Below are 25,137 nucleotides of genomic sequence, written 5' to 3'. Positions count from 1 at the left end.
GGCATACGAGATGCTGACAGGGGAGAAGCTGTAGATCGGCTGCAAATCAGTTGCAAATCAGCTGTAACCAGGCCTTCAGACCGCGCTCTTTCTGAAAGTGTAACCTTGTCACAGAATTCCTTTTGTTTTTTCTGTACAATACAGTTACAATAATACTTACAGAAGGGATGGATGATCATGAAAGTGAAGCTGGATAAACGGCTGACCGAGCACATGAAGGAAAAGGGACTTAGCCACATCCTGATCAGCCCTCATGTGTGCGCCACGTGAGGCGGCCCGATGCTGAATATATCGGCAAGGTTTGCCGATCCGGATGAGGCGGCCTCCCTGAAAGAAAATGGCTTTCAGAGCTTCGCCCACGATTTTGGCGAGGTCCTGATCTACCGGGAGCCGCTGCGCACGGCCGACACCGTGACCCTCGGTCTCTCCCGCTTTTTCAAAAAGATTACTGTAAACGGGATTTATTCCACATAAAGCAGAAAGGAGAAGAGTTCCCGGGAACCTGTGTAAGCAAGGTTCTCAAGAGAGCTCTTCTCCTTTGTCTTTATTTTGTATTTCTTATTCTGTATCTCTATTTTGTATACTTTTCCACAATCTCCTGCATGCGGTCAAACTGCTGCTCCATCTCATCCACCAGACGGAACTGTGTCCTGGCCCGGACCAGATTGTGCTCCGGATAATCTGTCTTGAAATAGGTATCTCCCTGGAGATAATCTGTCAGGAAGCGAATGCCGCACTCCAGCGTCATGAGCCGGGCACCCCAGGGAAGGCTCTTTATCTCCGCCTCAGTCAGAACATCCTTCGTCTCCTCCAGATACCCCTTCACATACAGCTCGTAGAGGGAAATGTCAAAGTGCATCAGATCCAGATTGGGCTCGTCCTCCTCTGCCGTGGCGGCGCCGAAGCGTATGGAGTCACCGAAATCATTGGCCGCAAGTCCTGGCATGATGGTATCCAGATCGATGATGCACAGCCCTTTCCCCGTCTTCTCGTCAAAAAGAATGTTGTTCAGCTTTGTGTCATTGTGGGTCACCCGCAGGGGCAGGATGCCTGCGTTCTGCTGCTCCACCAGCACACCGCAGTCCTTCTCTCTGGCCAGCGCAAAATCAATCTCCGGCTGACAGGAAGCGGCACGGTTTTTCAGATCCCGTTTCAGGGCGACCTGGAAGGCATCAAACCGCTTGACCGTGTTGTGGAAATCCGGGATCGTCTCATTTAATCTGGATGCCGGATAGTCGCAAAGCTGCTTCAGGAAATGGCCGAAGCTGCTGCCGGACTGATAGAACTGCTCCGGCTTCTCCACAAGCTGGTAGCAGACAGAGTCCGGGATGAAATTGTAGCATCTCCAGGGCTCCCCCTCGCTGTCCTCAAAGTAGTTACATCCGCTCTTTGTCTTGATGTAGGAGAGGGTTTCCCGATCCGGGTCTCCTCCCTCCCTGCGGATCACATTTCTCAGATACTCGGTCACGCCGAAGATATTGTCCATGACTCCGGCCGGATCCTTAAATACGTTGCTGTTCACCCTCTGCAGGACATAGGACAGCTCATCACCATCCTGGCCGGGCATGTAGACCGCGTAGGTCTCATTGATGTGGCCGGCTCCAAAGGGCTTCACATAGCTGCAGCGGTTGCCAAAGCCAAAGGCGTAGATGGCATCCTCCAGGTTCCTGTCCTCCACGCCGTCAATCTTTCTTCTGGTAGAAAAGATCACTTCCCCGGCCTCCACCTTCACCTTTGAGGCAATGCGGCAGTTCGCCTTCACCACGCTCCCCAGGCCGATGTGGGCGCCCCGCTCCACGTAGGAGTCGTGGTCCACCACAGCGCCGCTGTTGATGAGGACTCCGTGCTCCACCACTGTGTGGGTGTTGACAATAGCCCTCTGCATAATAAAGCTCCCTCTTCCGATAGATGCACTGGGGCTTACCACCGCCGACGGATGGATGATGGCCGGCACATTGTACCCCGCCTCCATCAGCTTCTCTGTCCAGTAAAGGCGCATGTTGTTGTCTCCCAGGGCCGCCACAGCCGTGTCATACTGTCCCAGAAAGCTCTCATAGTCGCAGCATTTTCCCACCACATCCGGCTCTCTCACCGCGTCGTCAAGAAACACTGCCTTCTCATATCCCAGAAGCTGCGCGGTCTCCTGGATCATATGGCCAAATCCGCCGGCCCCAAGTATCAGTAAACTCTTCATAACCTTCTCCGCAGGAGAGCTCACCGGCCCTCCTGTCCCCTTTCTTCTTGTTAAATACATATATTATAACATATCGCCAGGAAAACGGAAGCATTTATCAGAGCAGATATGCTCCTTCATCCACCCGCAGATGAGATCCGCAATCTGGTCGCTGTTGTCCTCCATCATGAGGGCGTGGGTGTTTCCTCTTATGCCCATCTCGGGCAGAGACATCCAGGTGCTGTCCCCTCCCAGCTCCAGAAGCCACTCGTGAAGCCTGCGCATGCTGTCCTCCCAGGCGAACGCGCCGGGCCACTTGTAGCCGTCGATACAGTACTCCTCGCCCAGGAAGTCTCCATACACAAAGAGAAACGGTATATCCTTAAAGGGCGAAACGTCCACCTTGTCCACGTCCATGTTGGAGGAGCTCTCCACCAGGATGACGCCCCTGACATTTTCCGCGTTTTTGAGAGCAGCCTCCAGGGCAAAGAGTCCGCCCTGGCTGTGTGCCATGACGATCATGCCCTCCTTCATGCTGGCAAAGTACTCGTCATAGGCCGCCTGCACCATGGCGTTGGAGGTGGTCCATCTGGGCACATGCTGCTTCATGAACTGGTCGTATTTACTGTAGTCGAATCGGCTTCCCTCGTAGGGGACACCGTATTTCGGCCCCAGACGGTAGGTAGTCCACCGCTCCGCGTAGCTGTTAAACATGGGCGGGCCCTGGTTGATCTCCGGAAACTGGGCCCAGGAGGACCGCCCTCTCTCCACGCCGTCAGACACATTTACATTGAAGCCATTCTGGAGAAAGCGGAATTCCCACCCCGGCCGCCCGTCCTGAGTGCTCTCCCACAGCGCGCCGGAGGAGCCGCCTCCGTGGATCATGCAGACCGGGTAGGGGACCACCGGGTCCTCCAGCCTTGTATACTGCACGTACATCTGCCCGGCCTGGAAATCTCCGTTGGGGTCATAGGTCACCGGCGGGCCCCCGGGCCAGAAGCTGGTCTGGATCGGGGCGCTCCCCTCAATGGTCACCTTTTTCCCTCCAATGTGATAGCTTCCCTTTGCAATAATGCTGACTGCTCTCTTCACGTCTCTGTCACCTCTTTCTTAAGCTTCTGAAAAGCTCCTGAAAATCTTCTCTTTCCCTTAAAAATGCGTACTGCTCATTCTTCTCAATGGCCGTCATGAGGGCATCCTTTATCTGCCCTCCAAGATCCGGGTCCAGCTCCTTCGTGGCAATGTGGGCAAAAAGGAAAGATTTTTCCATATCCCGTGGTCTGGACAGGGAGTCCAGCATCTCCCGCAACAGCTCCACGCAGCGGTCCCCGTCCCTCTCCTCCACGGCCACCGTAAATTCCAGAGTCAGGCCGCTGTAATCCCACTGCCAGGCCTCCATCACCTTCCGCCCGTAGCCGGCGATCTCCCGGGCCCGCTCCCGGTCACCCTCCCGCGCGGCCACAGTGGCCAGATTGTCGAGAAGCAGATAGACCTCTATGATGGAGCCGTTCAGCTTCTGCTCGATCAGCCTGGCGGCCTCCTCATTTTTCTCCTGCTTCATATACATGGAAATCTGCAGCTGTCTTTTGTCCAGCGAGCTGTACTCGGGAAGGCGCTGCAGGTATTCCCCCGCCTTCTCATAGTCCTCCTCCTGGATACAGAGGGAGGCCAGCGCATATCTGGCGCGGTCCGCGGACACAGGGTCATCGCATTTTACCGCCCTCTCATACAGCCGGACCGCATATTCCTGGCACTCCTGCCGCTGCTCGTCTCCCGCCGTCCTAAGGATCACAAGTCCCCGCAACATGGTAGCCAGCTGGTACAGGAGCTCCCCGCAGGAGGGATATTCCTCCGCCAGGTCCCTGACCCGGTCGACGGCTGCCTCTACCCCCTCCTCCTGGGAAATCCGGGCCACCTCATTCATCTCTTTTGCCATCTCCTCCCGGGTCAGGCTCTCCCGAAAGCACATCAGCGTATTGGGGTCTGACTTCAGAAGCCGGGCCAGGGCGGGGACAAGGGAAATGTCCGGGTAGGTGGCGCCGTTCTCCCACTTGTTCACAGCGGGCGCCGACACGCCCAGATACTCCGCCACCTGCTCCTGGGTGAGACCAAGCTCCCTGCGCTTTCTTCGTATCACATCGTTCATCTGCATAACATGCATAACAGTCTGTTCCTCCTCGTTTTTATTGCGAAGGCCTTCACTACTGTTATTGTAGCAGACGGATATCAGGATGTATATTGAACGGTCCTTAATTTTCAGGAAGTTTTTTTAACTGCAAGTTATGTTTTGTCACAGGATATATGTCATCTCATGCCAGCTCTCGCCGCCCCAGCAGGACTGGGACATACCCCCGTCCTCAAATCCCATCTTCAGGTACATGCCCACCTTTTCCTCCAGACAGGTCAGGACAAGCATCCTGCGGCCACGCTCCCGCTCCTGCCTGACATAGCAGGCCATCAGCTCAGAGGCCAGCCCCTGACGGCGGTACTGCGGCAAAACTCCCAGGCTGAGCACCATGACATTGGCTCCCCTTGGGTCATGGAGGTCTGTCTGCTTAAAAAATTCATCCCGCAGGGTGGACTCATCTGTCACAAGGCCGTTCAGATAGCCCGCCAGCCTTCCCGTCTCCCTGTCCACAGCCACCAGGAACTGTTCCCCCGCCAGGGTGGCCCTGGCCTTTACGACCTCCTTGGTCCCCGCCTCATTGGGCGGGAAGCACAGCCGCTCCGCCTCCGCCGCCTCCAGGACCTCCGACCGCCGGATCAGGCGGATCTCGAACCGCTCTTCCGTGCGGCCGCTTTTCTTCTCGGTCGTCTTCACGGTCATCTTCCCCGTCGTTTTTTCAACTGTTTTCTCAGTCATCCTCTGCTCTTCCTTTTCTTTTTTCATCCCAAAGAGAAAACGGGCAGTGTCACCTGCCCTCCATGTTTATCTTTGCCTCCTGATTTTATCACATATCGGCCTGTCTGTCCAAAAATCTCTGTTCAGAAGCCGAATATCCTCCTCCAAAGGAAGCTCATAGGAAATCAGCCCACTTCCATCCAGGTCCTCTCTTCTCATATCCACTGCCTGGATCCTGTGATTGTCATAGGTCTTGAAATAGTAAACTCCGGTGCAGGCGTTGACACAGCAGGAGTAGGTGGTGACATCTTCCCGCCCCTCCTCTGTCAGTACCATACCCCGCACCATGGACACGCTGTCAAGGATGTGGAAAAACTGGGACACATTTACCCTCTCCTCCCTTGGCGCCCTGGAGTTCCATCTGAGGAAAGCGGCCCGCACAAACCTGGATGCCGGCGACGCGTCTCCCGGAAGTCCGATAGCTCCCATGCCCTGCCCAAAGGGCTCCATGTCCAGGCCCTCGCCAAACCGGTTCTCCGGAGCTCGGGCTGTCAGATTCAGATACTGCCGCAGGTTCATAAGGTGAAAGGGAAATGGTGGATTATTTGTAAGCACCCCAAAGGGATTTTCATAGAGCTTCAGTCCCTCCTCCACCGGCTCGGCCGCCCATGCCTCTTTCCTGTCTGCAAGCATGAAATGCAGCGGGGCCAGCGGGACCTCCGGCGCAAAAGGAATACCCGTCAGATCTGTCTCCTTCAGATATCCCACGGCCTCTCTCACAGAGGAGCACTGCCCCAGCAGCCAGGGGATCACCTCGTAGGGTGTGACCTGGTATTTCTTTTTCCCCGCCACAGGATAAAAGGCATTTCCCGGGAAATTCAGCCCTGCCATGCAAAGCCCTTTCTCGTTGACCGCCTCAGCGTACATAGGATACTCCTCCATCACCGCCGCCATACCGATCATGCCGTAATGGCGGCCCATGGACTCCATCCTTTTGAATGTGAGGGGATACTTTCTCGGTGTGATGACCACCCGCTCCCCAAAGGAATACTCCAGGTCCAGATTTCTCCCAAAATAAAAATCTCCATTTTCGTACGTGATACAGGTACACATAGTCATCTCCTCCTATTGTCAGTATCCTCATCCTGCCCGTCCTTTATACCAGGAGGCTATCCCGCCTGTCTTCCCCCCTGTATCCCGGTCGGTCGCGCACTCCTACGCCAGCCCTTTTTCCTCCAGCCAGTCTATCAGGAGCCTCTGCCCTTTATTCCGGCGGCGGGCCATACGCCGGAACTGCAGGATCGTAAGGCCGGTAAAGGCAGCGGTCAGGACCGCCATCAGGACAACGGAGGAGAGGATGCTCTCCCCGCCGCATATCGTACTCCTGAATGCATCTACCGTGTAGGTGAAAGGCAGCCAGTCATGTATCCTGGCTACAAACGGCGGGGAGAGTTCAACCGGGTACGTGCCGGCAGACCCGGAGAGCTGCACGACCATAAATATCAGCATGAGGAAACTCCCCACTTTTCCAAGTGTAATGTTAAAATAGTACATGATCGAGGTAAAGGCTGCCGCTGTCAGGCAGGCAAAGAGCACAGTCTTTGTCATCTCTGCCGGAGCAAATCCATCCACCGCATGCAGAAGGAGGATGAGCAGGAGCCCCTGCAGGGCTGCCACAGGGTAGAGCACGACAGCCTTGCTGGCCCACCAGGAAAAACCACCCTTCAGCCTGCCCGTATATTTTGTAAGAGGATACATGAGGCAAAATGCCAGACATCCTACCCACAGTCCCACAGACATCATGTACGGCGCCATGGCATGCCCGTTATTTTCTACAACAGTCAGCTCCGTCTCCTTCGCATCCAGTGGAGAGGCAAACATGCCCACTGTCTGATCTCCGGCCTTGACTCTGCCGGCCTGTCCGGCCCCGTCCTGCAGCCCCGCTGCCAGCTCTTCCGATCCGGACTGCAGCTCCTTCATCCCCAGGTCCAGCGCCTCCGCGCCCTCATACAGCCTGGCCGCTCCACTGTGGATCTGCCTTGCACCGCCGGAGAGGCTGTCCGCCCCCTTTGTCAGCGTCCCGCTGTTTTCTGTCAGCTGCGCTGTCCCGTCAAACAGGCTGGCTGTGCCTGACGCAAACCTGTCCATCCCCACGGTCATGGCGTCCACTCCATCTGCAAGCTGTCCTGTTCCTTCTGTCAGGACGGTGCTGCCTGCCGCCAGACTGGACACCCCGTCCGCATAGGTCCTGATCCCACGGTCCAGCTCTGCCATTCCGCCAGCCACCGCCCGGCCGCCGGACCGGACCGCACTGACTGCACTGAGCATTTCTCCTCCTGCTGCCTTCAAGCTGTCCGCACCGCCTGCCAGCGCAGTATTCTCTGCCGCAAGGGCCTCGAGCCCGGTGCGGAGGCCGCCGACTTCTTTTGCCGCCTCCGGAAAATATTCTGACGCCTTCTCAAGCTGTCCCAGGGTCCGCGCTGTCTCCCCCACCTCTTCGGACATCTGCTCCGCCTCGCCGCAGAGTCCTCCAACCTCATCTGCCAGCCTGCTAAGCTCATCCGTCTGTACAGGCAGGATCTTTTCCTGCGCAGTCCCCAGCCTTCCGGCTCTCTCATCCAGCACGCTGCTCTCCTTGTCCAGCGCATCCGCACTCCCGGCCAGAAGCTCCTGCACCTCCGCCAGGCTGCCCGCCGTCTGCTCCATCTGCTCTGCGGTTGCAGCCATAGCTCGGTCCCAGCTGTCCAGCGATCCTGACGCGCGCTCTGAAATCTGACGCGCGCTCTCCATATATGCCTCTTTGTCCAGGCCTTCCGGCCCCTGCTGGCTTCCCGCGGAAGCATACAGGGACTGGATCACTGTGTTCAGGCCCTCCAGCGTCTCTCCCGGTACAGAGCCCTCCGCCAGGAGCTAGCTGTATATTCCCTCCAGCTCCCGGGCCGCCTCTGTCATAGCCTCTCTGGTGCCTTGCGCCTGCCGGCCTGCCGCACTGATCCTTTCATTTGCGTCGTCCACACAGCTCTCCACCAGCGCCCCGGCATTTCCAGCCGCCTCTGAGACGGTTGTTCTGGCACTCTCGGTCTGCTCCTCCGCATCAGAAATGCTGCCGCCTGCGCTTCTGACTGTGTCTGACGCCTGGCTGATGCCCTCTGCAGCTTCCCTCATATCTCCCGCCAGCCTGTCCACATCAGACTGTGCCTCCTCCAGCTCTGTCCCGGCAGAACCAAGTGCGTCTGCCACCTCCCGGATCTGCCTGTCTGATGTACTGTCCGAAAGCGCCCGCATCTGTCTGTGCACCTCTTCAAGCCCGGATCCAAGCCGCTCTGCCCCTGCCGCAAGCGAGGTGTCGCCGCCCGAGACCGCACGGTTTACCTCTGATATTCCCTCTGACACCTCCCCCAGATCTTCCAGAGACGCCAGCTGTCTCGAGCTCTCCTCCAGCTCTCCTGCCCCCTGTACATAGGCAGCGGCCTGTCCCACAAAGGTGTTGACAGCACTGACATACTGGTCCGCACCTCCAGCCAGGGCTTCCAGCCCCTCCGCAAGGCCGGAAGCTCCTTCTCCCAGCTCCTCTGAGGCGGACAGAAGCTGCCCTGACCGTGAATGCAGCAGCTCCACCCCGCCGGCGTACACCTTCACTCCTTCATCCAGAGAATGTGTGCCCGCTGTGAGCCGCGGGAGCTCTTCTTGTGCCGCGTCCGCCCCCAGCTTGAGCTGTGCTGCTCCGTCGTTGACCCGCCCTACACCCTCCGTGTATTCCTTCAGTCCTTTATCCAGCGTGTCTGCTCCGTCCGCAAAGGTGAGCGTACTGTCCTCCAGCCTCTTCATATTTTCCGTAAGCTCTCCGCTTCCGTCAGAGGCAGCGGCCACCCCGCCCGCAAGTACCCCGGCTCCGTCTGAAGCCTCCTGCATCCCTTCTCCGGCCTGTGCGATCCGGTCAAACAGGACCTCTGTGTAGGTCTCCGTGACCTGGGATGCAACCTCATCTCTGAGCCTGGCAAGCGCTGTCTCACTCATTTTTGAGGCGATATAATTTGTCCCGGGATTCGTCTCATACCGAAGCTCCATCTTCTGCGGCTCCTCATCCAGGAGCGTGGCTGCATTTCCCGAAAAGTCCTCCGGAATGGTGATCACCATGTACCATGTGCCATTTGCCAGCCCATCCCTGGCACTCTTTTCATCCGTAAAATGGAAGTCAAGGTCCCTGCTGTCCTTCAGAGCCTCCACCATATCGTTTCCTATACTTAATGTCTGCCCCTCGTATTCCACAGGCTGGTCCTCGTTTACCACCGCGACCGGAAGCTGCTCCAGGCTGCCGTACGGGTCCCACATGGATTTCAAAAATAAGCCCGCATAAATAAAGGGGATTACCGTGATCGCCGCCACCACCAAGAGCAGTATCTTGTTGTGTGTCAGGCTGCGTAGTTCTCTTTTTATCATATGCTTCCCTCTTTCTGTCATTTTGCTGATAAAAAATATACCACGGCACTCCTCCCTTTTATACAGACAAAACCCGCCCTGTGTCTGAAAATCAGTCACAGGGCGGGTTTTGCCCATACATTCATCCCCATACATCCATGCATCTCTTTTTTATACAGTCTCAAAGCGCCGGAGCATTTCTTCCACTGTCCCCTTTTTCAGGTCATAGATCCTGTCAAAGAAGAGGCGGATATCCTCTCCCAGCCCGGCCTGCAGCCACTCAGATATCACGCCAAAGCTCACAGCCTTCAAATACTGCACTATCATCAGGCGGTCTGTCTTTTTGATCTGCCGGCCGTCCAGCACAGCCTCAATATAAAGGGCAACAATCTGCTCACACATCTGCCAGAGATATTCATATTTCGTTCGTTATGTTGTTTTATATGCACAATCCATTTCGTCCATAATATTTTTGTAGCCAAAATGTAGCCACTATGTTTATTCACCTCAACTATACCTTCTGCACAAAATATTTTATCATCGGCTTATTTCGGGGCTCCACTTCCATTAATTACAATTTCATTTTTACTAAACACATTATCAATATCTTCCCATGTCATTGGTTCAGAAATGCTAAGAGGATCTATTTGAGAATAAGAGACTATCCGATTTCTTTCACTAGTTCCTTCATTGAAATTTAAACTATTGTATTTCAATGCCTTGGCAAATCCAGAAAGCACATAATCTACACCGCCATTTTGCTTTTCTTTCTGTTCAAACAAACCGTATTGATACAATGATGAAACCATAGCAGTTAGATTCGTTGTTTCTTCATAATCAAAAGAAGCGATATAATCTAATTCTTCGGGTGTACACATTATCAAAAATCTAGCGAGCTTATAATACAGGGAATCTTCCATTTCAGTTAAGAGATAGCATCTCGTAAGTTGAGCAAAATAGTCAACTTTTTTATCATCATTAATTTCATTAATGAGATGAATCTGCTTTTTTACAAATTTCTCATAATCCTTATTATCCTCATTAAATTTGCCCGCCATCTTTACCTGTTCGTTATAATTTCTGAATGTACCGAACATATATCTCTGCATTTTGTCCCAAAACAAAATTGTCGGTGCATGAAAAAGTAGATTCTTTATGTCGGTGCTGGAATCGACCAATGCACTTACATCACCTAGAGAAACTGCTTTAATAATATTCCAAAATGCATCCCCTGCATACGTATGAATATCTTCATCCTTTAAAATTGTTGTTAGCGTTACGATTTGCTTTTCAAACATTTTTATCCCCCTTATTAAATACACTTATCAAACAAAATAATACCATTCTTTCCCCATTTGTAACACAGTGACGACACAACCACCACTCACTTTAATACCATAAACTCAACAAACTTTTATTAATTTCCACTCGTTTTCATCCATTGCTCTGCCTCACCTCTTGTAATACAACAATATTTACATCATTGGTTTTTATTTGTTTCTAACTGTCACGCCTCTATAGCCTGTCTGAATTTTTAACTTTATAATATTCTGCTATAACTATATCCTCAACTTTTCTTTTTATACTACGAAGATTATTATATTGTATCAATGAACCTAACTGTTTGCTGATTTTTTCAATTTCAATCTTAACTAATGTTTTCTCATATATCTTGTCATTCAATTTTTGTGCTACTTCATTAATAAATCGTATTTTTTCTTCTTCTGACAATTCTACAAATCGATATACCATATCAAATCTTGACTTCAGAGGGTCTGGAACTGTCTCTACATATTTCCTTTACCTTGATACTCTATTGCCACTCGCATCTTCCCAATAAAAATATCATATGACAGATGTCCCTTAGCAGTTTTTAAAAAATCCGGACGAAACTGATACCATACAGCTGCCTTGGGATATAACTGTTTAACCATAAAGCTGATTGTCCTCTTCAATAACTCTCCTTTCTCCCTTTTCCACGAATCAGCACTGTATTCTCTTCCGGACAGTAATCTGCCATATCCAGAGCGGAAAGTTCTCCCACCCGAAGCCCCAGACAGAAAAGCAGCTCGATTATACACATATTCCGGACAGCCAGTCTTTCTTTATATTCTGACCAGGCCTGCTGATACTGGAAAGTAGCCGCCAGAATCAGCTCTTTAATCTCTTCCCTGGATAATGTCCTGGGCAATGTCCTTGGCAACTGAAATTTTCTGGCCGTGAACCGGAAGAAAATCTCATTTAAGTTCAAAACCATTCTGAGATAATCACAATACTGCTGAATGGAAACATATTTTCTGCGGATAGAACGGGGTGCTAATTCTATCTCATTCTGCATATAAAAAAATATTCATAGATGCTCCGGTCATTGATATCCCCGTAATGCCGTCTTTCCAGCCACCTGGAAAAATTCTGCAGGTCATTTTTATAGGCATACAGGGTATTGGATGACAAGTTTCTCTGCACAAAAAGCATATCAATAAAGTCCTGGATCAGGACTTCCTGTTGTTCCTTATTATATTCCATAGGCCCCTCCATTTTTCTCCTATCTGTTCATACAATTCCAATGATACCTTCTTATCCTTTTACTGTCCGGGGAGGGTGTCTGAAGAAAAATCCCGGAGGCTTCCGTTCCCGCTGTCTGTCCATATCATACCTTATATAAATTATAGTGTATGGATGGCCGAAAAAAAGGACCCTGCACTGTCTTTTCAAAGGCAGTACAAAGTCCTTTCCCTTCTTTTTTCTCTTATGCCAGTCCCTTTTCCTCTAACCAGTTATCCAGAGTCCTTTTTCCTCTTTTCATCTTAAGGGTTCGGATCTGGAACTCCAGAATGGTCAGCAGGGTAAAGACGATCCACAAAACGGTCAGGAATATTACGGCTTCCTGAATACTTTCTCCTCCTGATATGGTACTTCGGAAGGCTTCCACCGTATAAGTGAACGGTACCCAGTCATGAAGATAAGGGACAAAGCTTCCGGACAGTTCCAGGGGGTAGGTTCCCACAGAACCTGCCAGCTGGATCACCATAAATACCAGCATCAGGAAACTTCCCACTTTGCCAAAAGTATTGGTAAAGAAATACATCACAGACATAAAAGCCACCGAAGCCAGGCAGGCCACCGCCAGGGTTTTCCCCATTTCCACCGGCTCAAAACCGTCACACAGATGAAGCATAAAGATCATCACCGCTGCCTGGAGCAGGGCAATCAGATACAGTACCGATGCCTTGCTTCCCCACCAGGCCAGACCGGATTTCAGCTTTCCGCTGTACTTTGTCAGCGGATACATAAGACTAAAGGCAATACAGCCTACCCAAAGTGCCACAGACATCATATAGGGGGCCATGGCATGGCCGTTATTTTCTACCCTGGTGATCTGTGTTTCTTTTGTTTCCACAGGAGCTGCAAACATATCCGCCGTATCTTCTCCTTTATTCGTATCCCGGATCTGTTTTGCCCCCTCTGCCAGACTGTCTTTTAAAGTCCTAGTTCCTTCCGCCAGCTGTTCAATCCCGGATCCAAGAGTTTTACTTCCATCATGAAGCTGGGAAGCTCCGCTGCTGATCTGGGAGGCTCCGTCCTCCAGCTGTACCGCTCCTCCAAGAAGAGCCTGATTGTTTGCAGTAAGCTGGCCGGTTCCCTGGGACAACTTGCTGGTTCCGGCTACCAAGGTATCCATACCCGCCGAAAGAGTTCCTGCTCCCTGAGAAAGGGTCTGGGCTCCTGTCTTCAGACTTCCAGTTCCCTGTTTCAGATCCTTTGCTCCCTGGGACAGCTGTTCCACTCCCTGGGAAAGAGCCGGAAGCTGTCCCTGCATTTCCTGTACTCCTTTATCCAGATCAGAACTCCCCTGTACCAGACGGCCAAATCCCTCATCCAGCTGCCCGGCTCCCTGTACCAGTGCTTCCGTTCCCTGTGTCTTCAGTGCTCCGGCTCCATCCTTTGCACTCTGGATTCCGCCGGCAAGTGCAGGTGCCGCCTCAGTCAGCTGTTCTACTCCCCGGTTCACTTCTCCACTTCCCTGGGTAAGACGGTCAGCACCTTCCCTCAGCTGAGACAGACTGTCTCCAACCTGTGTGCCGATTCCGCTCTTCAGCTGCTCCATGCCGCTGTCCACTCCTGCCAGATACTGTTCTCCGGCTGTTTCTGTCTGAGCAGACAACTGTCCCAGACCTTCTGATAATGCCTGAAGACCCTTTACCACACTGCTCAGGTCTGTAGAATTTTCCCCTGCCAAACCGGCCCCGGTCATATCCCGGGCCTGCCGGGCTGCCTCTGCCATGGTCTGCTGATCCTGAGACAGGGCGGCACTGCTGTTCCCAAGAGCCTGAGAAGCTTCCTGGAGACGGCTTCCCGCCTCATTGGCTGCATCGGCGTTTTGCTGTGCAGCTGCCACTGCCTCCCAGGCAACGGATGCCACTGCATCTATATCTCCTGAATCAATTGCCTGCTGCAAGGAATCACTTAAATAAGAGGCGTCTGTACTTTCCACACCTCCCAGATTTTCTGCCGCAGCCTGGGCTGCCTCTGCCTGGTTTCCGGCTTCCTGGGCATTCCCCTCTAAAGTATCGCCCAGTTGGTCCCCACTTCCTGTTTCCTGGGACATGCTCTCCGTTCCCTGAATCCCCGCAAGGAGCTGATCGGCACTGGACTTTAACTGGTCCGCGTCCTCTTTCACAGAATCAAAAACCTGTTTTCCTCCATCCTGCAGCTGTCCGTTTACCTGATCAATACTGGCAGAAATGCCGGGGACTGCCTGTTCTTCCAGAAGCTTCATTCCCTGGGAAAGCTGAGCTGCCCCTTCATAAACCTCATTTGTACCTTCCTGAAGTTTCTGTGTCTGCCCGGGAAGCTGGGATGCTGCACTGTTCAGCTGATCCAGTCCTTCCTGTAAAGATGCAAGACCCCTGTCTGTCTGTTCAGCTCCTGCCTTCAGACTTTTGCTTCCCTCTCCCGCTGTCTTGACACCTGCGGCAAGCTGGGAAGACCCCTGGGATAATGCCCGGACTCCCTGAGAAAGTCCCGGGATCTTTCCTTCTAACTGTCCCATGCCCTCTTCCAGGGACTGGGCTCCTGCATCCAGGCTTTCACTTCCGCCAGCAAGTTCTTTTGCCCCGCTGTCCAGGGTTTTCGTCCCCTTGTTCAGTTCACTGGCCCCATCCTGAAGTTCACGTGCTCCCTTGTCTGCGGCTGTTACTCCATCTGTATAAGTCTTTAGTCCCTCTTCTAGGGTCTGACTGCCATCTCTGAATACCAGAGTACTATCTGCCAGAACCTGTAAATTCTCTTCGATCTGTTCATTTCCTGAGGCAAGTGCCCGAGTTCCCTCCTGGAGCTTCCCGGAACCATCTGCCGCTTCCTCCATTCCGTCCCCGGCCTTACCGATCTGTTCAAAAACCGCTTCTGCATAGGTGCGGGTAACTTCTTCCCGGACAGAACTCTGGATTTTCTCCATAGCTGTCTCGCTCATCTTAGAAGCAATGTAATTGGTACCCGGGTTTGTTTCATAAGAAAGTTCCATTTTTTCAGGTTTTTCCCGGGTAAGGGTGGCTGCATTGGCTGAAAAATCCTCCGGTATGGTAATGACCATATAATAACTTCCGTCTTTCAGCCCCTGCCGGGCCCTTTCCTTATCTGTAAAAGAAAAATTCAGAGAACTGTCCTCTTTCAGATTCTCCACCATTTCTTTTCCTATGTTTAATGTTTCTCCCTCATATTCTACCGGTTTATCCTCATTCACCACAGCCACGGGCAATTTGTCCATATTGCCATAAGGGTCCCACATGGATCCCAGAAAAAGGGTGGTATAAATGGTAGGAATTGCAATAATCGCAACAATAACTACCAACATGAGTTTATTACTCAGTAGCTTTTTCCACTCTAGTTTCAGCATTCTCCTGTCTCCTTTCTGTCTGCGCAACTAGTTATAGTTTAATAGATACTATGTTGATTATTTACACATACCGCATTATACTAGGGTTATAAATACCTTACAACCGACAATAATCCTTCGTTGCGTCTATTAATAGACAAAATGTCTATCTAGTGTCTATGGTTTATAATTTTTTTATATTTTCGAAAGGAGAAATCTATGAAAGAAAAAACTGACCGGAGAATCCGCAAAACAAAAGCCCAGCTTCGAGCCGGGCTTGCAAAACTTATGCAGGAAAAAAGTATTAAAGAAATTACTGTAAAAGAACTGGTAGAGGAAGTGGATATCAACCGTTCTACTTTCTATCTCCATTATACGGATATTTTCAATATGCTTTCCACCATTGAAGAAGAACTGCTGGAAGAGATCCGCCAGACCATTCAGAATCATCCGGTCAGTCCCTTTAACGAATCCAGCTTTCCTTTTATTGAGGATATTTTTCATATCCTGGCAGAAAACAAAGATATCTGCATCGCCTTGCTGGGGCCAAACGGGGATATCGCGTTTATCCATCGCATTGAAAATCTGATTTCCACCCACAGTCTTAACGTACTGCGCCGGACTTTTCCGGACACTATTGAAGACCTGAAATATTCCTATTCTTTCTGTCTTTCCGGCTGCATCGGTCTGGTGAAAACCTGGCTAACATCCGATACCGATGAAACGCCTCAATATATGGCCCAGCTCACCTTCCGGCTGATCATGAACGCCCTCCGTCATATGTATCCTGATAACACGCCCTCACAGACTCCTCTGTCAGGTTCCAAAAGCCCTCTGCCGGAATAGATCCGGCAGACACTTCTTCAGGATCTGTGTCTGACCGGGATTTTTATTGCTTTTCCAGAGCTTTCTGATACTCTTCCTTCAGTTCTTTGATTTTTTCCTCCTTTTCCCTGTCATAAAGCTGATTGTCCTCTTCAATAACTCTCCTTTCTCCCTTGTCGGGTAGTAATCAGCGCCGGATACGGCGCATAAGCTTTGTTACTTTCGTCGAAAGTAACGCAAAAGCACTTTCGACAGCCGTTCCGTCCGTCAAAAGCTGCCTTTGCGCCCTGCCGGGGGCTTTTCCCGCCCTACGGACGGGGCTACAGTTCCCGCCGCTTGCATCCGAAGTCATCGCCTTTCGGATCGCAGAGACTACATTCGCCACAGTATTTTCCGCCCGTTTTACAAGCCAGATTAGCGTCTGCATTTCTGCCTCGCTCAACTCCACATTCCCGAAACCCTCATTGAGCATGGCAATTCTCCCAGCTTCATTTAGGTGGGAGATACGGGCTTACCTGTTTTCCCTTTCTGGTTACGCATTTCATTCTGCCAGTCGATCACATCTTTTGCCGTGATCTCAGACATTTTTCTCTGCCCCAGATAAGGAAGAATTTTGCTTTGAATAATGCTTTCCTTAGTAAGCCATGTGTTTTCTTTCAATCGTGGACGCACATCTGCCTCATACAACTTGCAGAAACTCTCTAACGTCATATCCATATTTGCCTGTTTCTGCAACTGAAACTGCCGTTCCCACTCCTGCGCCTCCCGCTTAGTAGCAAACCCACGCTGGCATTTCTGCTTACGCTCCCCTTTCCAGTCTTTATAGCGCACCATTGCATACCAAGTTCCATTTTTCTCAGTTTTGTATACCGGCACTTCTAATTCCTCCCTCGTATGACTGTGTACCGTAAAACTGTTCATAAAAAAACTTGCGGTCAATCCTGCCGGGAATTGTAACACACCCTGTCTTTTCCAGTTCTTTGTTGAGTTTTCGGATCAATTTGTAAGCATAAGACTCGGAAACATCCAGCGCCTCCATGACTTCGCTCACTCGCATAAACATTTTCTCCATAAGCTACCTCTCTTTCTTATTTATTCTATACATTTTTGTATAGTCACATATTACTATACTTTTCTGTATTGGTCAAGTAGTTTTACAGAAATTTCTATACTTTTTTGTATTGGTTTTTCTTGATTGTACCTATACTTTTATGTTATACTCAATCTATCAAAAGACTTCAGATAGGAGAATGGTTATGGCTATTGGCGAAAGAATCCATTATTTCCGGCTGCTCCGTGGCTTTACACAGAAATATCTGGGCAAACTTCTGGGTTTTAGCGACTCTCAGGCAGACGTCCGTATCGCCCAGTATGAAAAAGGCGCACGCAGCCCGAAAGAGAAATATTTAAACGCACTGGCACAGATTTTTGAGGTATCGCCTCACGCTTTGAATGTTCCCGATATTGACACGGATATTGGACTTATGCACACTCTCTTTACACTGGAAGATACCCGTGGTCTGAAAATCGGAAAACTGGACGGCGAACTCTGCCTCCGACTGGACAAAGACACCGGAATGACCTACCACAGTATGTGGGATATGTTTAACGCATGGTATCAGCAGGCAGAAAAACTGGAGTCCGGCGAGATCACCAAAGAAGAATACGATCAGTGGCGTTATACCTATCCTAAAATGGAGGCTGAACAAACCCGCCAGGAATTGGACGCTCTGCGTGAAAAGCGAAAAGCTGAAAACAATACAGATTAAAAAAAGCCAACAAAAAAGGTCTTGCCAAATTGATTTCACTCAATTCAGTAAGACCTTTTCTATCGGTTTCAGTTGGATTTACCTGATAACCTCTGACGAAAAGTGAATAAATGCTTTTCATCCAGTGTTATCATTTTGTTATCAAATAGACCCCTAATGCGTCGCAAACGCCCTGTTTATGCGGGTTCTCAGATTTCTTTACTTACTCAAACTCTATCGTCCCCGGCGGCTTGCTCGTCAAATCGTAGAATACTCTGTTGACCCCTTTGACCTCATTGATGATCCTGCTCATCACCTTCTGCAGCACCTCAAATGGGATCTCAGCTGCCTCGGCTGTCATGAAGTCGATAGTCTTCACCGCACGCAGGGCCACAGCATAGTCGTAGGTCCTCTCGTCACCCATGACGCCGACAGAGCGCATGTTAGTCAGGGCCGCGAAATACTGGTTGATCTCCTTATCCAGGCCGGCCTTTGCGATCTCCTCGCGGTAGATGGCGTCTGCATCCTGGACGATGCGGACCTTCTCAGCTGTCACTTCACCGATGATGCGGATGCCAAGTCCCGGGCCCGGGAAGGGCTGACGGAACACAAGCTCCTCCGGAATGCCAAGCTCAAGGCCTGCCTTGCGGACCTCGTCCTTGAACAGGTCACGGAGCGGCTCGATAATTTCCTTAAAATCTACATAATCCGGGAGCCCGCCTACGTTGTGGTGGGATTTGATCACTGCGGACTCGCCGCCAAGGCCGCTCTCCACCACATCCGGGTAGATGGTGCCCTGGGCCAGGAAATCCACTGCGCCGATCTTCTTTGCTTCCTCCTCGAACACACGGATAAACTCTTCGCCGATGATCTTGCGCTTCTGCTCCGGCTCGGTCACGCCTGCCAGCTTGTTGTAGTAGCGCTCCTGGGCGTTGACCCGGATAAAGTTCAGGTCAAAGTCCCCCTCCGGTCCGAAGACCGCCTCCACCTCGTCTCCCTCGTTCTTGCGGAGAAGACCGTGGTCTACAAATACGCAGGTGAGCTGTTTGCCGATGGCTCTTGACAGAAGGCCTGCTGCCACAGAGGAGTCAACGCCGCCTGACAGAGCCAGGAGCACCTTGCCGTCCCCGACTTTTTCGCGGATCGCCTCAATGGAGCTCTCCACAAAGGAGTCCATTCTCCAGTCACCGCAGCATCCACAGACGCCGCGAACGAAATTGTAGAGCATCTTTGTCCCCTCCTGGGTGTGGAGCACCTCCGGATGGAACTGGATGGCATACAGCTTCTGCTCTTCATTTTCCGCTGCCGCCACAGGGCAGTCAGCTGTGTGGGCCGTGATACGGAATCCCGGGGCCACCTGGGAAATGTAATCGAAATGGCTCATCCAGCACACTGTATTCTCGGATACATTTTCAAACAACTTGGAGCTGCGGTCCACCATCACTTCCGTCTTTCCATATTCGCGCACAGCAGCGCGCTCTACCTTTCCGCCCAGCACATGCATCATAAGCTGTGCGCCGTAGCAAAGTCCGAGAACCGGGATGCCCAGTTCAAAAAGCTCTCTGGAATAGGTAGGTGAGTCTTCCAGATAGCAGCTGTTGGGACCGCCGGTCAAAATGATCCCTTTGGGATTTTTACTTTTGATGGTCTCGATATCGGTCCTGTAAGAATAGATTTCACAGTACACATTGCTCTCGCGGACGCGGCGCGCCACGAGCTGGTTGTACTGACCGCCGAAATCCAGTACAATGACTAATTCTCTTTTCACCGCTTGTTCCTCCTCGTATTTTTTTCCTCAATGGAATAGTTCTATTATAAAGTAGCAGGGCTCTGTTGGCAACAAAAACCGACATTTTGTCCGGCAGCCGCAAACCGTTTTTTCTCCGGCAGACGGTCTGGTCGGCTAGGTCAAAGCCTGGTGCTTCCATTTCCCGCTGAAATACCGGGCGATAAAGCAGATGCTCCGCACCACCCAGTCGATGATCATAGCCACCCACACGCCGAACACTCCCATACCCATATATTTCCCCAGTATATAGCTGAAAATAATGCGGAAGATCCACATGGACACAACGGAGATGACCATGCACATCCTGGCGTCCCCGGAGGCCCGGAAGGTGGCCGGTATAGTAAAGGCCAGCGGCCAGATCAGCACGCAGCACACGGCATAGAAAATGACAATGTCCGCTGTCACCTCCGCTGTCTGGCTGGACAGATTGTAGGCCTTCAGGATCAATGGCAGAGCCAGCACAATGATCACGTTGGTGACCACCATGCAGGCGTAGGTGATGCACAGGAGCTTTTTCGTGTAGTATTTCACCTGCCCGTAGTCCCCGGCACCCACGCACCTGGCGATCACCGTCGTCACCGCCAGAGCGATAGCCATGCCGGGCAGCACCTGGAAGGAGGCGATCACATTGGACACCGCGTTGGCTGCGATGGCGTAGGTGCCAAAGGTGGAGACAAGGCTCAGCACGATGATCTTCCCGAGCTGGAACATGCTGTTCTCCAACCCGTTTGGCACGCCGATACCCAATATTTTACGTATCATATCCCAGTCGGGCCGGTATCCGCGGGAGGGTCTCACATAGATGGCGCGCCGCCGGTCCGCCAGCAGGATCATGATGAGAATGGCCGCCGTCATCCTGGACACCAGCGTGGGGATAGCCACGCCCTCTGTCCCCCTGTGAAAGCCGTAGATCAAAATGGCGTTTCCGGAAATGTTGATGACATTCATAACAATGGAAACCCTCATGGAAATCTCGGAATTTCCCATGGTACGAAAAATGGCCGCCCCGCCGTTGTAGAGAGCGATAAAGGGGATGGAAGCGGTCACGATCATCAGGTAGGTGTCCGCATGCTCCATGACATCCGCCTCGATCTGGCCGAAAACACCGTGCAGGATCCAGTATTTACAGGCGTAGATGAGAAGGGTGATGGCCACGGCGCACACGGTGATAAACCAGACAAGCTGCTCCGCCGCCTGGCAGGCCTTCTCCTTCCTCTGCTGTCCCAGATACTGGCCTGCCACCACGGCGCCGCCGGTTCCCAGGGCGGCAAACACATTGATGAGCAGCACCATGATATTGTCCACAAGAGAGACCCCGGACACAGCCGCCTCCCCCACACTGGCCACCATGATACTGTCCGCCATTCCCACAAGGACTGCCAGCATCTGTTCAATGATCAGCGGAATGATAAGAGCCGTCAATGCCCTGTTATCAAAAATATACTGTTTCTTATCTGTTTCTTCTGTTCTTATCTTCAACGTTCCCCCAGCCTTCTAAAGCTTATCTCTGTGAGCCTTTACATCAAACGCAAAGGTCAGCTCTTTTTCTTCTCCCCGGTACACCGTCAGGCTTCCGGTTCCCTCTTCCCCTCTGGTGCGGACATAGCAGCCTGACATGCCTCCCTCAAGAGCTGCCAGAGCAGGGCCCTCCAGCTCAATGCATCCCTCCGTCTCAAACCGCAGCACATCGTGGGCGTAGGGAGCCAGATTGCCGTTCTGGTCCACAGCCCGCAGCCGGATGGTGGCCATGTCCCATGTGTCATCGTCCGTGAGCACATCTGTGTCGCAGATGCCCGTCAGATGGATCTTCTCCACCGGCGAGATGGTGACTGTCCGGATGACCTGATCGCCCCGCAGGGCCTGGAACCTCCACACAGCTGTCTCCACGCCCCAGCTGCCCATGTATTCGTCGGTCTCCTCCTGCGATGAAGCCTCGCCGTTCACAGCCATTTCCGTTTGCTCTTTCCTTCCGAGCACAGCCTCATACAGCCTGCGAAGCCAGCCTGTCAGGCCTCCGCTCCGCCTCTCGTCTGCCTGTCCCGCCTCCGCTCGGCCTCCGCCTGTCCCGGATGTCTTTGCCTGGCTGGCATCAGCCCCGGGCGCAGTCCGCTCTGCTGGCGAATCTCCCCCGATCAGCACCGGCGAATGGGAAAGATGAGGATATTTCCTGGTGGGAAAATACTCTCCTGCCAGGGCATCATTTTTATAGAGACGCACCCTATCCCCGTTGGTAAAGACCGCCACCTCGCCGATCTGGCCCGCCGGGTGGTCCCCGATGCTCATGGTGCTGCTGACCGTAAGCACCGGCCGATCCTCCTGGCAGGAGGCGTAGACGCTGGCCGCCAGCTTGGGGTTGCGGAACATATCCAGGACGCCATGATAGCAGATTTTGTCCCCGCTGCCAAAATCCTTGTGGGTGTTGTAGTCAAACATACACCACCCGAAGGTGCCGCCGATATCCGCATGGGAGGCCGCGCTGTCCAGTACCCGGACGTGGCGCATGGCGTGCTCCTTCCTGTGCTCCTCATCGTCAAATGCCTTTGTGGGGAACATGTGCCCATTGTATTCTGTGATAAAGTAGGCCTTCTCCATATCCGGCGTCACTGCCGCCTTGGCATCACAGCCCGGATTATCCCCTGTGTGGCTGAAGTCATTGTAGGTGTATACGTCCTCCAGCAAGTGGCTCTTTTTCAGATAGCGCACGCCGCCCGTTGGCCTGGTTGGATCCAGGCCGCGGGCCGTCTCTACGGTTCTTTGGTAGAGTCCGTCATCGTCCTGGCTCTCATTGATCCGGACGCCCCACATGAAAATGCTGGGATGGTTCCGGTACTGGCGGATCATTTCCTCCGTATTTCTCACAGCCTGCTCCTTCCACTCTTCCCCGCCAATGTGCTGCCAGCCGGGGATTTCCGTGAAGACCAGAAGCCCCAGCTCATCGCACCGGTCGATAAAAGCATGACTCTGGGGATAATGGCTGGTGCGCACCGCATTGCAGCCCAGCTCATATTTCAGGATGTCCGCATCCAGTCTCTGCGCTCTGGCCGGCGCCGCATAGCCCATATAGGGCCAGCTCTGGTGCCGGTTCAGTCCCCGTATTTTCACCCGGTTCCCATTCAGCCAGCATCCGTCCGGCTTCATCTCGATCCTCCGGAAGCCAAAGCGGACTTCCTCTGTATCCATGACATTCCCGAATTTCAGGAGCTCCAGGTGCAGCGTGTAGAGCCGGGGATGCTCCGTATCCCAAAGCCCTGCCCGGGGCACATGCATGTGGAAATGATCCTGGAAGCCCTGCTCCTCCAGCCGGGCGAAGATCTCGCCGTCCTCTCCCAGCACACGGGCCCGGATCTGGCAGCCCCGGGCTCCCTCCGCCTCCAGCTTTACCTCCAGATGCTTTCTGTCATCCGGCATGACAAAGACATCCCGAAAATGAATTTTCTCCTTCACCTCCAGGTAGACCGGGCGGTAAATGCCTCCGTAGGTCAGATAGTCCACCACATAGCCAAAGGGCGGGATATCCAAAGTTTCCCGGCTGTCCACCTTGACCACGATCCGGTTTGTCTGGCCGTACCGCAAAAGCCCCGAGAGCTCCACCTCAAAGGCTGTGTATCCGCACCCGTGGACGCCGGCGGATTTTCCGTTGCAGTACACCTCCGCCTGGTGGGCAGCGCCCTCCAGTGTCAGCGCGACGGATTTTCCCTCCCAGTCTCTGGGAATGTCCAGTTCTTTTATGTAAGCGCTTACCATCTGATAATCCTTCTCGTTGCAGTAGCGCAGAGGAAGCATCTTCACTGTGTGGGGAAGCTGAACCCTCTCCAGCTCCTCCAGCCTCTCAGACGGCATGCTGTTCAGACTTCCGGTATAGTGCTGTGTAAAGTACCAGTTGTGGTTGATCTGATAGCGCATGTTGTCCCTCCTTTGTGAGTTTGACTGTCGATTTTCTTCATTAGATATGATAGCTTATACAAAGGAATATTACAAGAAGCCAAAACAACCTGCTATACGCATCATGCCGAGAGGACTTCAGGCAAAAAAGGCTGCCGGGGCCTTTCATATAATGCCCCGGCAGCTTTTCCTGCCTTTCCCTATACAACCGCTTTTTGTTTCCATCTGCCGCTGAAATATCTCAAAGCAAAACAGATACTCCTCACAATCCAGTCAATAATCATTGCCACCCATACTCCATATATTCCCCAATCAGTAGCTCTTGCCAGGATATAGCTGAAAATAATCCTGAAAATCCACATAGATACAACAGAAATCGCAAGACAGACTCTGGCGTCTCCTGCAGCCCGCAAAACGGCAGGAACCGTGAATGCCGCCGGCCAAATCATTACTGTAAAGAAGGCATAAAAAACAACAATAACCGATGCCACTTGTTCTGTCCTGTCCGAAAGATGATATGCCTCCAAAATAAATGGTAGAAGCAAAACAATAAGAAGGTTTATGATAAACAGGCAGATATATGTAATTTTCATCAGCTTTCCCGTGAAATATCTCACCTGAATATAGTCTCCCGCCCCCACGCATCTGGCAATCACAGTATTTACTGCCAGAGTAATCGCCATCCCTGGCAGCACCTGAAAGGATCCAATAATATTGGCAACTGCATTTGCCGCAATTGCATAAGTCCCAAATGTGGATATCAGACTGAGAACTATAATTTTCCCCAGCTGGAACATTCCGTTTTCCAGCCCGTTTGGGATTCCAATACTCAATATCTTACATATCATCACTCTGTCAGGCACGCACTTAGAGAAAATATTGAGATGCAGCTCTCTCTTTTTGTTCTGCAGAAGAATCACGATGAGGAGAGCCCCCACGATCCTGGAAAACAGAGTAGGGACTGCCACACCTTCTGTTCCCCGGTGAAAGCCATAAATGAACATAGCATTTCCGGAGATATTTATAACATTCATGATAAGAGATACATACATAGGAGCCTGGGCTGCTCCGATAATTCGGAATATTGCAGCTCCGCCATTGTATAGTGCAACAAAGGGAATGGAGGCCGCCACGATCAGAAGATACGTCTCCGCATGTCTCATAACTCCCCGATCAATCTGCCCAAAAAGTTCACACAAAATCCAATTTCTGCCTATATAAATCAGTGTCGTAGTTATGACTGCACAGATCGTGACAACCCGCACCAGCTGGTCCGCAGCCTTCTGGGCCTCATTTCTTCGCCCATGTCCCAGAAGCTGTCCCGCAACAACTGCCCCGCCTGCTGCCAGCGCTGAAAACGCATTGTTAAGAAGCACCATAATCGTATCCACAAGGGATACCCCCGATACTGCTTCCTCTCCTACCTCCGCCACCATAATACTGTCTGCCATTCCCACCAGCACTGCCAGCATCTGCTCTGCGACGAGGGGAATGATCAGAGCTGCCAGCATATAGTTGTCAAACAAGATATTTTCTGACAGTTTCTTCCCTTTCAAACTCTTCCCGGCTTTCCCGCACGCAGAC

Annotated in this window: 20 protein-coding genes and 2 pseudogenes; 3 read left to right on the top strand and 19 right to left on the bottom strand. The window is 52.1% G+C overall.

Going from position 1 to position 25,137, the window contains the following annotated elements; genetic code table 11:
- The first annotated feature begins 279 nt into the window (after nt 1-279).
- Nucleotides 280-474, top strand: a complete 195-nt coding sequence (locus NI21_RS0105030) for a hypothetical protein (protein WP_033125147.1) — start codon at nt 280-282, stop codon at nt 472-474.
- Nucleotides 475-571: 97 nt separating this feature from the next.
- On the opposite strand, the gene NI21_RS0105025 is transcribed toward NI21_RS0105030, so the two are convergent.
- From NI21_RS0105025 to NI21_RS0104970, 13 genes and pseudogenes are all read right to left on the bottom strand, one after another.
- Nucleotides 572-2,194: a phosphotransferase gene (locus tag NI21_RS0105025; RefSeq protein ID WP_033125163.1), complete on the bottom strand. Its 1,623-nt coding sequence runs from the start codon at nt 2,192-2,194 to the stop codon at nt 572-574.
- Between the two features lie 63 nt (nt 2,195-2,257).
- Nucleotides 2,258-3,265: a hypothetical protein gene (locus NI21_RS0105020; protein WP_052083952.1), complete on the bottom strand. Its 1,008-nt coding sequence runs from the start codon at nt 3,263-3,265 to the stop codon at nt 2,258-2,260.
- 7 nt (nt 3,266-3,272) lie between these two features.
- Nucleotides 3,273-4,334 carry a helix-turn-helix domain-containing protein gene (locus tag NI21_RS0105015; RefSeq protein ID WP_081957981.1) on the bottom strand — a complete coding sequence of 354 codons (1,062 nt, stop codon included), beginning with the start codon at nt 4,332-4,334 and terminating at the stop codon, nt 3,273-3,275.
- Nucleotides 4,335-4,463: 129 nt separating this feature from the next.
- Nucleotides 4,464-5,036, bottom strand: coding sequence for a GNAT family N-acetyltransferase (locus NI21_RS0105010; RefSeq protein ID WP_033125160.1), 573 nt, complete (start codon nt 5,034-5,036; stop codon nt 4,464-4,466).
- A 66-nt stretch (nt 5,037-5,102) separates the two neighbouring features.
- Complete coding sequence (gene bsh / locus NI21_RS0105005) at nt 5,103-6,128, bottom strand: choloylglycine hydrolase (RefSeq protein ID WP_052083951.1); 1,026 nt, start codon at nt 6,126-6,128, stop codon at nt 5,103-5,105.
- A gap of 102 nt (nt 6,129-6,230) precedes the next feature.
- Nucleotides 6,231-7,874: a YhgE/Pip family protein gene (locus tag NI21_RS15830; protein WP_034810304.1), complete on the bottom strand. Its 1,644-nt coding sequence runs from the start codon at nt 7,872-7,874 to the stop codon at nt 6,231-6,233.
- A 51-nt stretch (nt 7,875-7,925) separates the two neighbouring features.
- Entirely contained in the window at nt 7,926-9,455 is a 1,530-nt protein-coding gene (locus NI21_RS16030; protein ID WP_197052604.1) for a YhgE/Pip domain-containing protein, read from the bottom strand.
- A 150-nt stretch (nt 9,456-9,605) separates the two neighbouring features.
- Nucleotides 9,606-9,839, bottom strand: a pseudogene (locus NI21_RS0104990) (hypothetical protein); the annotation flags it as partial.
- Between the two features lie 140 nt (nt 9,840-9,979).
- The gene (locus NI21_RS0104985) at nt 9,980-10,732 is read right to left on the bottom strand and encodes a hypothetical protein (RefSeq protein WP_033125145.1); all 753 of its coding nucleotides are present in this window, start codon (nt 10,730-10,732) and stop codon (nt 9,980-9,982) included.
- A 217-nt stretch (nt 10,733-10,949) separates the two neighbouring features.
- Nucleotides 10,950-11,186 (bottom strand): hypothetical protein, encoded by a 237-nt coding sequence (locus NI21_RS0104980; RefSeq protein ID WP_033125144.1) that lies wholly within the window; start codon nt 11,184-11,186, stop codon nt 10,950-10,952.
- Between the two features lie 199 nt (nt 11,187-11,385).
- Nucleotides 11,386-11,637, bottom strand: a complete 252-nt coding sequence (locus NI21_RS16025; RefSeq protein WP_147581164.1) for a tyrosine-type recombinase/integrase — start codon at nt 11,635-11,637, stop codon at nt 11,386-11,388.
- Between the two features lie 119 nt (nt 11,638-11,756).
- Nucleotides 11,757-11,960, bottom strand: coding sequence for a site-specific integrase (locus tag NI21_RS17240; protein WP_158229568.1), 204 nt, complete (start codon nt 11,958-11,960; stop codon nt 11,757-11,759).
- Between the two features lie 223 nt (nt 11,961-12,183).
- Nucleotides 12,184-15,330 carry a YhgE/Pip domain-containing protein gene (locus tag NI21_RS0104970; protein WP_033125143.1) on the bottom strand — a complete coding sequence of 1,049 codons (3,147 nt, stop codon included), beginning with the start codon at nt 15,328-15,330 and terminating at the stop codon, nt 12,184-12,186.
- Between the two features lie 198 nt (nt 15,331-15,528).
- Here NI21_RS0104970 and NI21_RS0104965 point away from each other — a divergent pair, with 198 nt between their 5' ends.
- On the top strand, nt 15,529-16,155 hold the full coding sequence (locus NI21_RS0104965; RefSeq protein ID WP_052083947.1) for a TetR-like C-terminal domain-containing protein: 627 nt from the start codon (nt 15,529-15,531) through the stop codon (nt 16,153-16,155).
- A 474-nt stretch (nt 16,156-16,629) separates the two neighbouring features.
- On the opposite strand, the pseudogene NI21_RS0104955 reads toward NI21_RS0104965, so the two are convergent.
- A pseudogene (locus NI21_RS0104955) lies at nt 16,630-17,010 on the bottom strand (Arm DNA-binding domain-containing protein); the annotation flags it as partial.
- On the bottom strand, nt 16,991-17,206 hold the full coding sequence (locus NI21_RS0104950; protein ID WP_033125142.1) for a hypothetical protein: 216 nt from the start codon (nt 17,204-17,206) through the stop codon (nt 16,991-16,993). The pseudogene NI21_RS0104955 and the gene NI21_RS0104950, both read right to left, overlap by 20 nt.
- Nucleotides 17,207-17,390: 184 nt before the next feature.
- On the opposite strand from NI21_RS0104950, the gene NI21_RS0104945 reads away from it, so the two are divergent.
- Nucleotides 17,391-17,903 (top strand): helix-turn-helix domain-containing protein, encoded by a 513-nt coding sequence (locus tag NI21_RS0104945; protein ID WP_033125141.1) that lies wholly within the window; start codon nt 17,391-17,393, stop codon nt 17,901-17,903.
- Between the two features lie 202 nt (nt 17,904-18,105).
- Here the strand turns inward: NI21_RS0104945 and guaA are convergent, their stop codons facing one another.
- The 4 genes from guaA to NI21_RS0104925 form a co-directional block, all read right to left on the bottom strand.
- Nucleotides 18,106-19,650 carry a glutamine-hydrolyzing GMP synthase gene (guaA, locus tag NI21_RS0104940; protein WP_033125140.1) on the bottom strand — a complete coding sequence of 515 codons (1,545 nt, stop codon included), beginning with the start codon at nt 19,648-19,650 and terminating at the stop codon, nt 18,106-18,108.
- A gap of 135 nt (nt 19,651-19,785) precedes the next feature.
- A complete protein-coding gene (locus NI21_RS0104935) occupies nt 19,786-21,150 on the bottom strand; it encodes an MATE family efflux transporter (RefSeq protein ID WP_243425750.1) in 1,365 nt (454 codons plus the stop codon).
- A 15-nt stretch (nt 21,151-21,165) separates the two neighbouring features.
- Entirely contained in the window at nt 21,166-23,574 is a 2,409-nt protein-coding gene (locus NI21_RS0104930) for a glycoside hydrolase family 2 TIM barrel-domain containing protein (protein WP_033125139.1), read from the bottom strand.
- Nucleotides 23,575-23,753: 179 nt separating this feature from the next.
- On the bottom strand, nt 23,754-25,109 hold the full coding sequence (locus NI21_RS0104925; RefSeq protein WP_033125138.1) for an MATE family efflux transporter: 1,356 nt from the start codon (nt 25,107-25,109) through the stop codon (nt 23,754-23,756).
- Nucleotides 25,110-25,137: the final 28 nt, after the last annotated feature.

The organism is Eubacterium sp. ER2 (assembly GCF_000765215.1).
In the GTDB taxonomy this organism is placed as follows: Bacteria; Bacillota; Clostridia; order Lachnospirales; family Lachnospiraceae; genus Claveliimonas; species Claveliimonas intestinigallinarum.
Note: the sequence above shows the minus strand (reverse complement) of the source record. Positions and strands in the feature narration are given on the sequence as shown.

Coding starts and splice junctions, on each gene's coding strand:
- NI21_RS0105010 (WP_033125160.1), bottom strand. CDS start 5,036: ATGACTGAGAAAACAGTTGAAAAAACGACGGGGAAGATGACCGTGAAG.
- NI21_RS0104950 (WP_033125142.1), bottom strand. CDS start 17,206: ATGGAGAAAATGTTTATGCGAGTGAGCGAAGTCATGGAGGCGCTGGAT.
- NI21_RS0104945 (WP_033125141.1), top strand. CDS start 17,391: ATGGCTATTGGCGAAAGAATCCATTATTTCCGGCTGCTCCGTGGCTTT.
- NI21_RS0104980 (WP_033125144.1), bottom strand. CDS start 11,186: ATGGTATATCGATTTGTAGAATTGTCAGAAGAAGAAAAAATACGATTT.
- NI21_RS0104965 (WP_052083947.1), top strand. CDS start 15,529: ATGAAAGAAAAAACTGACCGGAGAATCCGCAAAACAAAAGCCCAGCTT.
- bsh (WP_052083951.1), bottom strand. CDS start 6,128: ATGTGTACCTGTATCACGTACGAAAATGGAGATTTTTATTTTGGGAGA.
- NI21_RS0104985 (WP_033125145.1), bottom strand. CDS start 10,732: ATGTTTGAAAAGCAAATCGTAACGCTAACAACAATTTTAAAGGATGAA.
- NI21_RS0104930 (WP_033125139.1), bottom strand. CDS start 23,574: ATGCGCTATCAGATCAACCACAACTGGTACTTTACACAGCACTATACC.
- NI21_RS0105015 (WP_081957981.1), bottom strand. CDS start 4,334: ATGCATGTTATGCAGATGAACGATGTGATACGAAGAAAGCGCAGGGAG.
- NI21_RS0105025 (WP_033125163.1), bottom strand. CDS start 2,194: ATGAAGAGTTTACTGATACTTGGGGCCGGCGGATTTGGCCATATGATC.
- NI21_RS17240 (WP_158229568.1), bottom strand. CDS start 11,960: ATGGAATATAATAAGGAACAACAGGAAGTCCTGATCCAGGACTTTATT.
- NI21_RS16030 (WP_197052604.1), bottom strand. CDS start 9,455: ATGATAAAAAGAGAACTACGCAGCCTGACACACAACAAGATACTGCTC.
- NI21_RS0104970 (WP_033125143.1), bottom strand. CDS start 15,330: ATGCTGAAACTAGAGTGGAAAAAGCTACTGAGTAATAAACTCATGTTG.
- NI21_RS0105030 (WP_033125147.1), top strand. CDS start 280: ATGCTGAATATATCGGCAAGGTTTGCCGATCCGGATGAGGCGGCCTCC.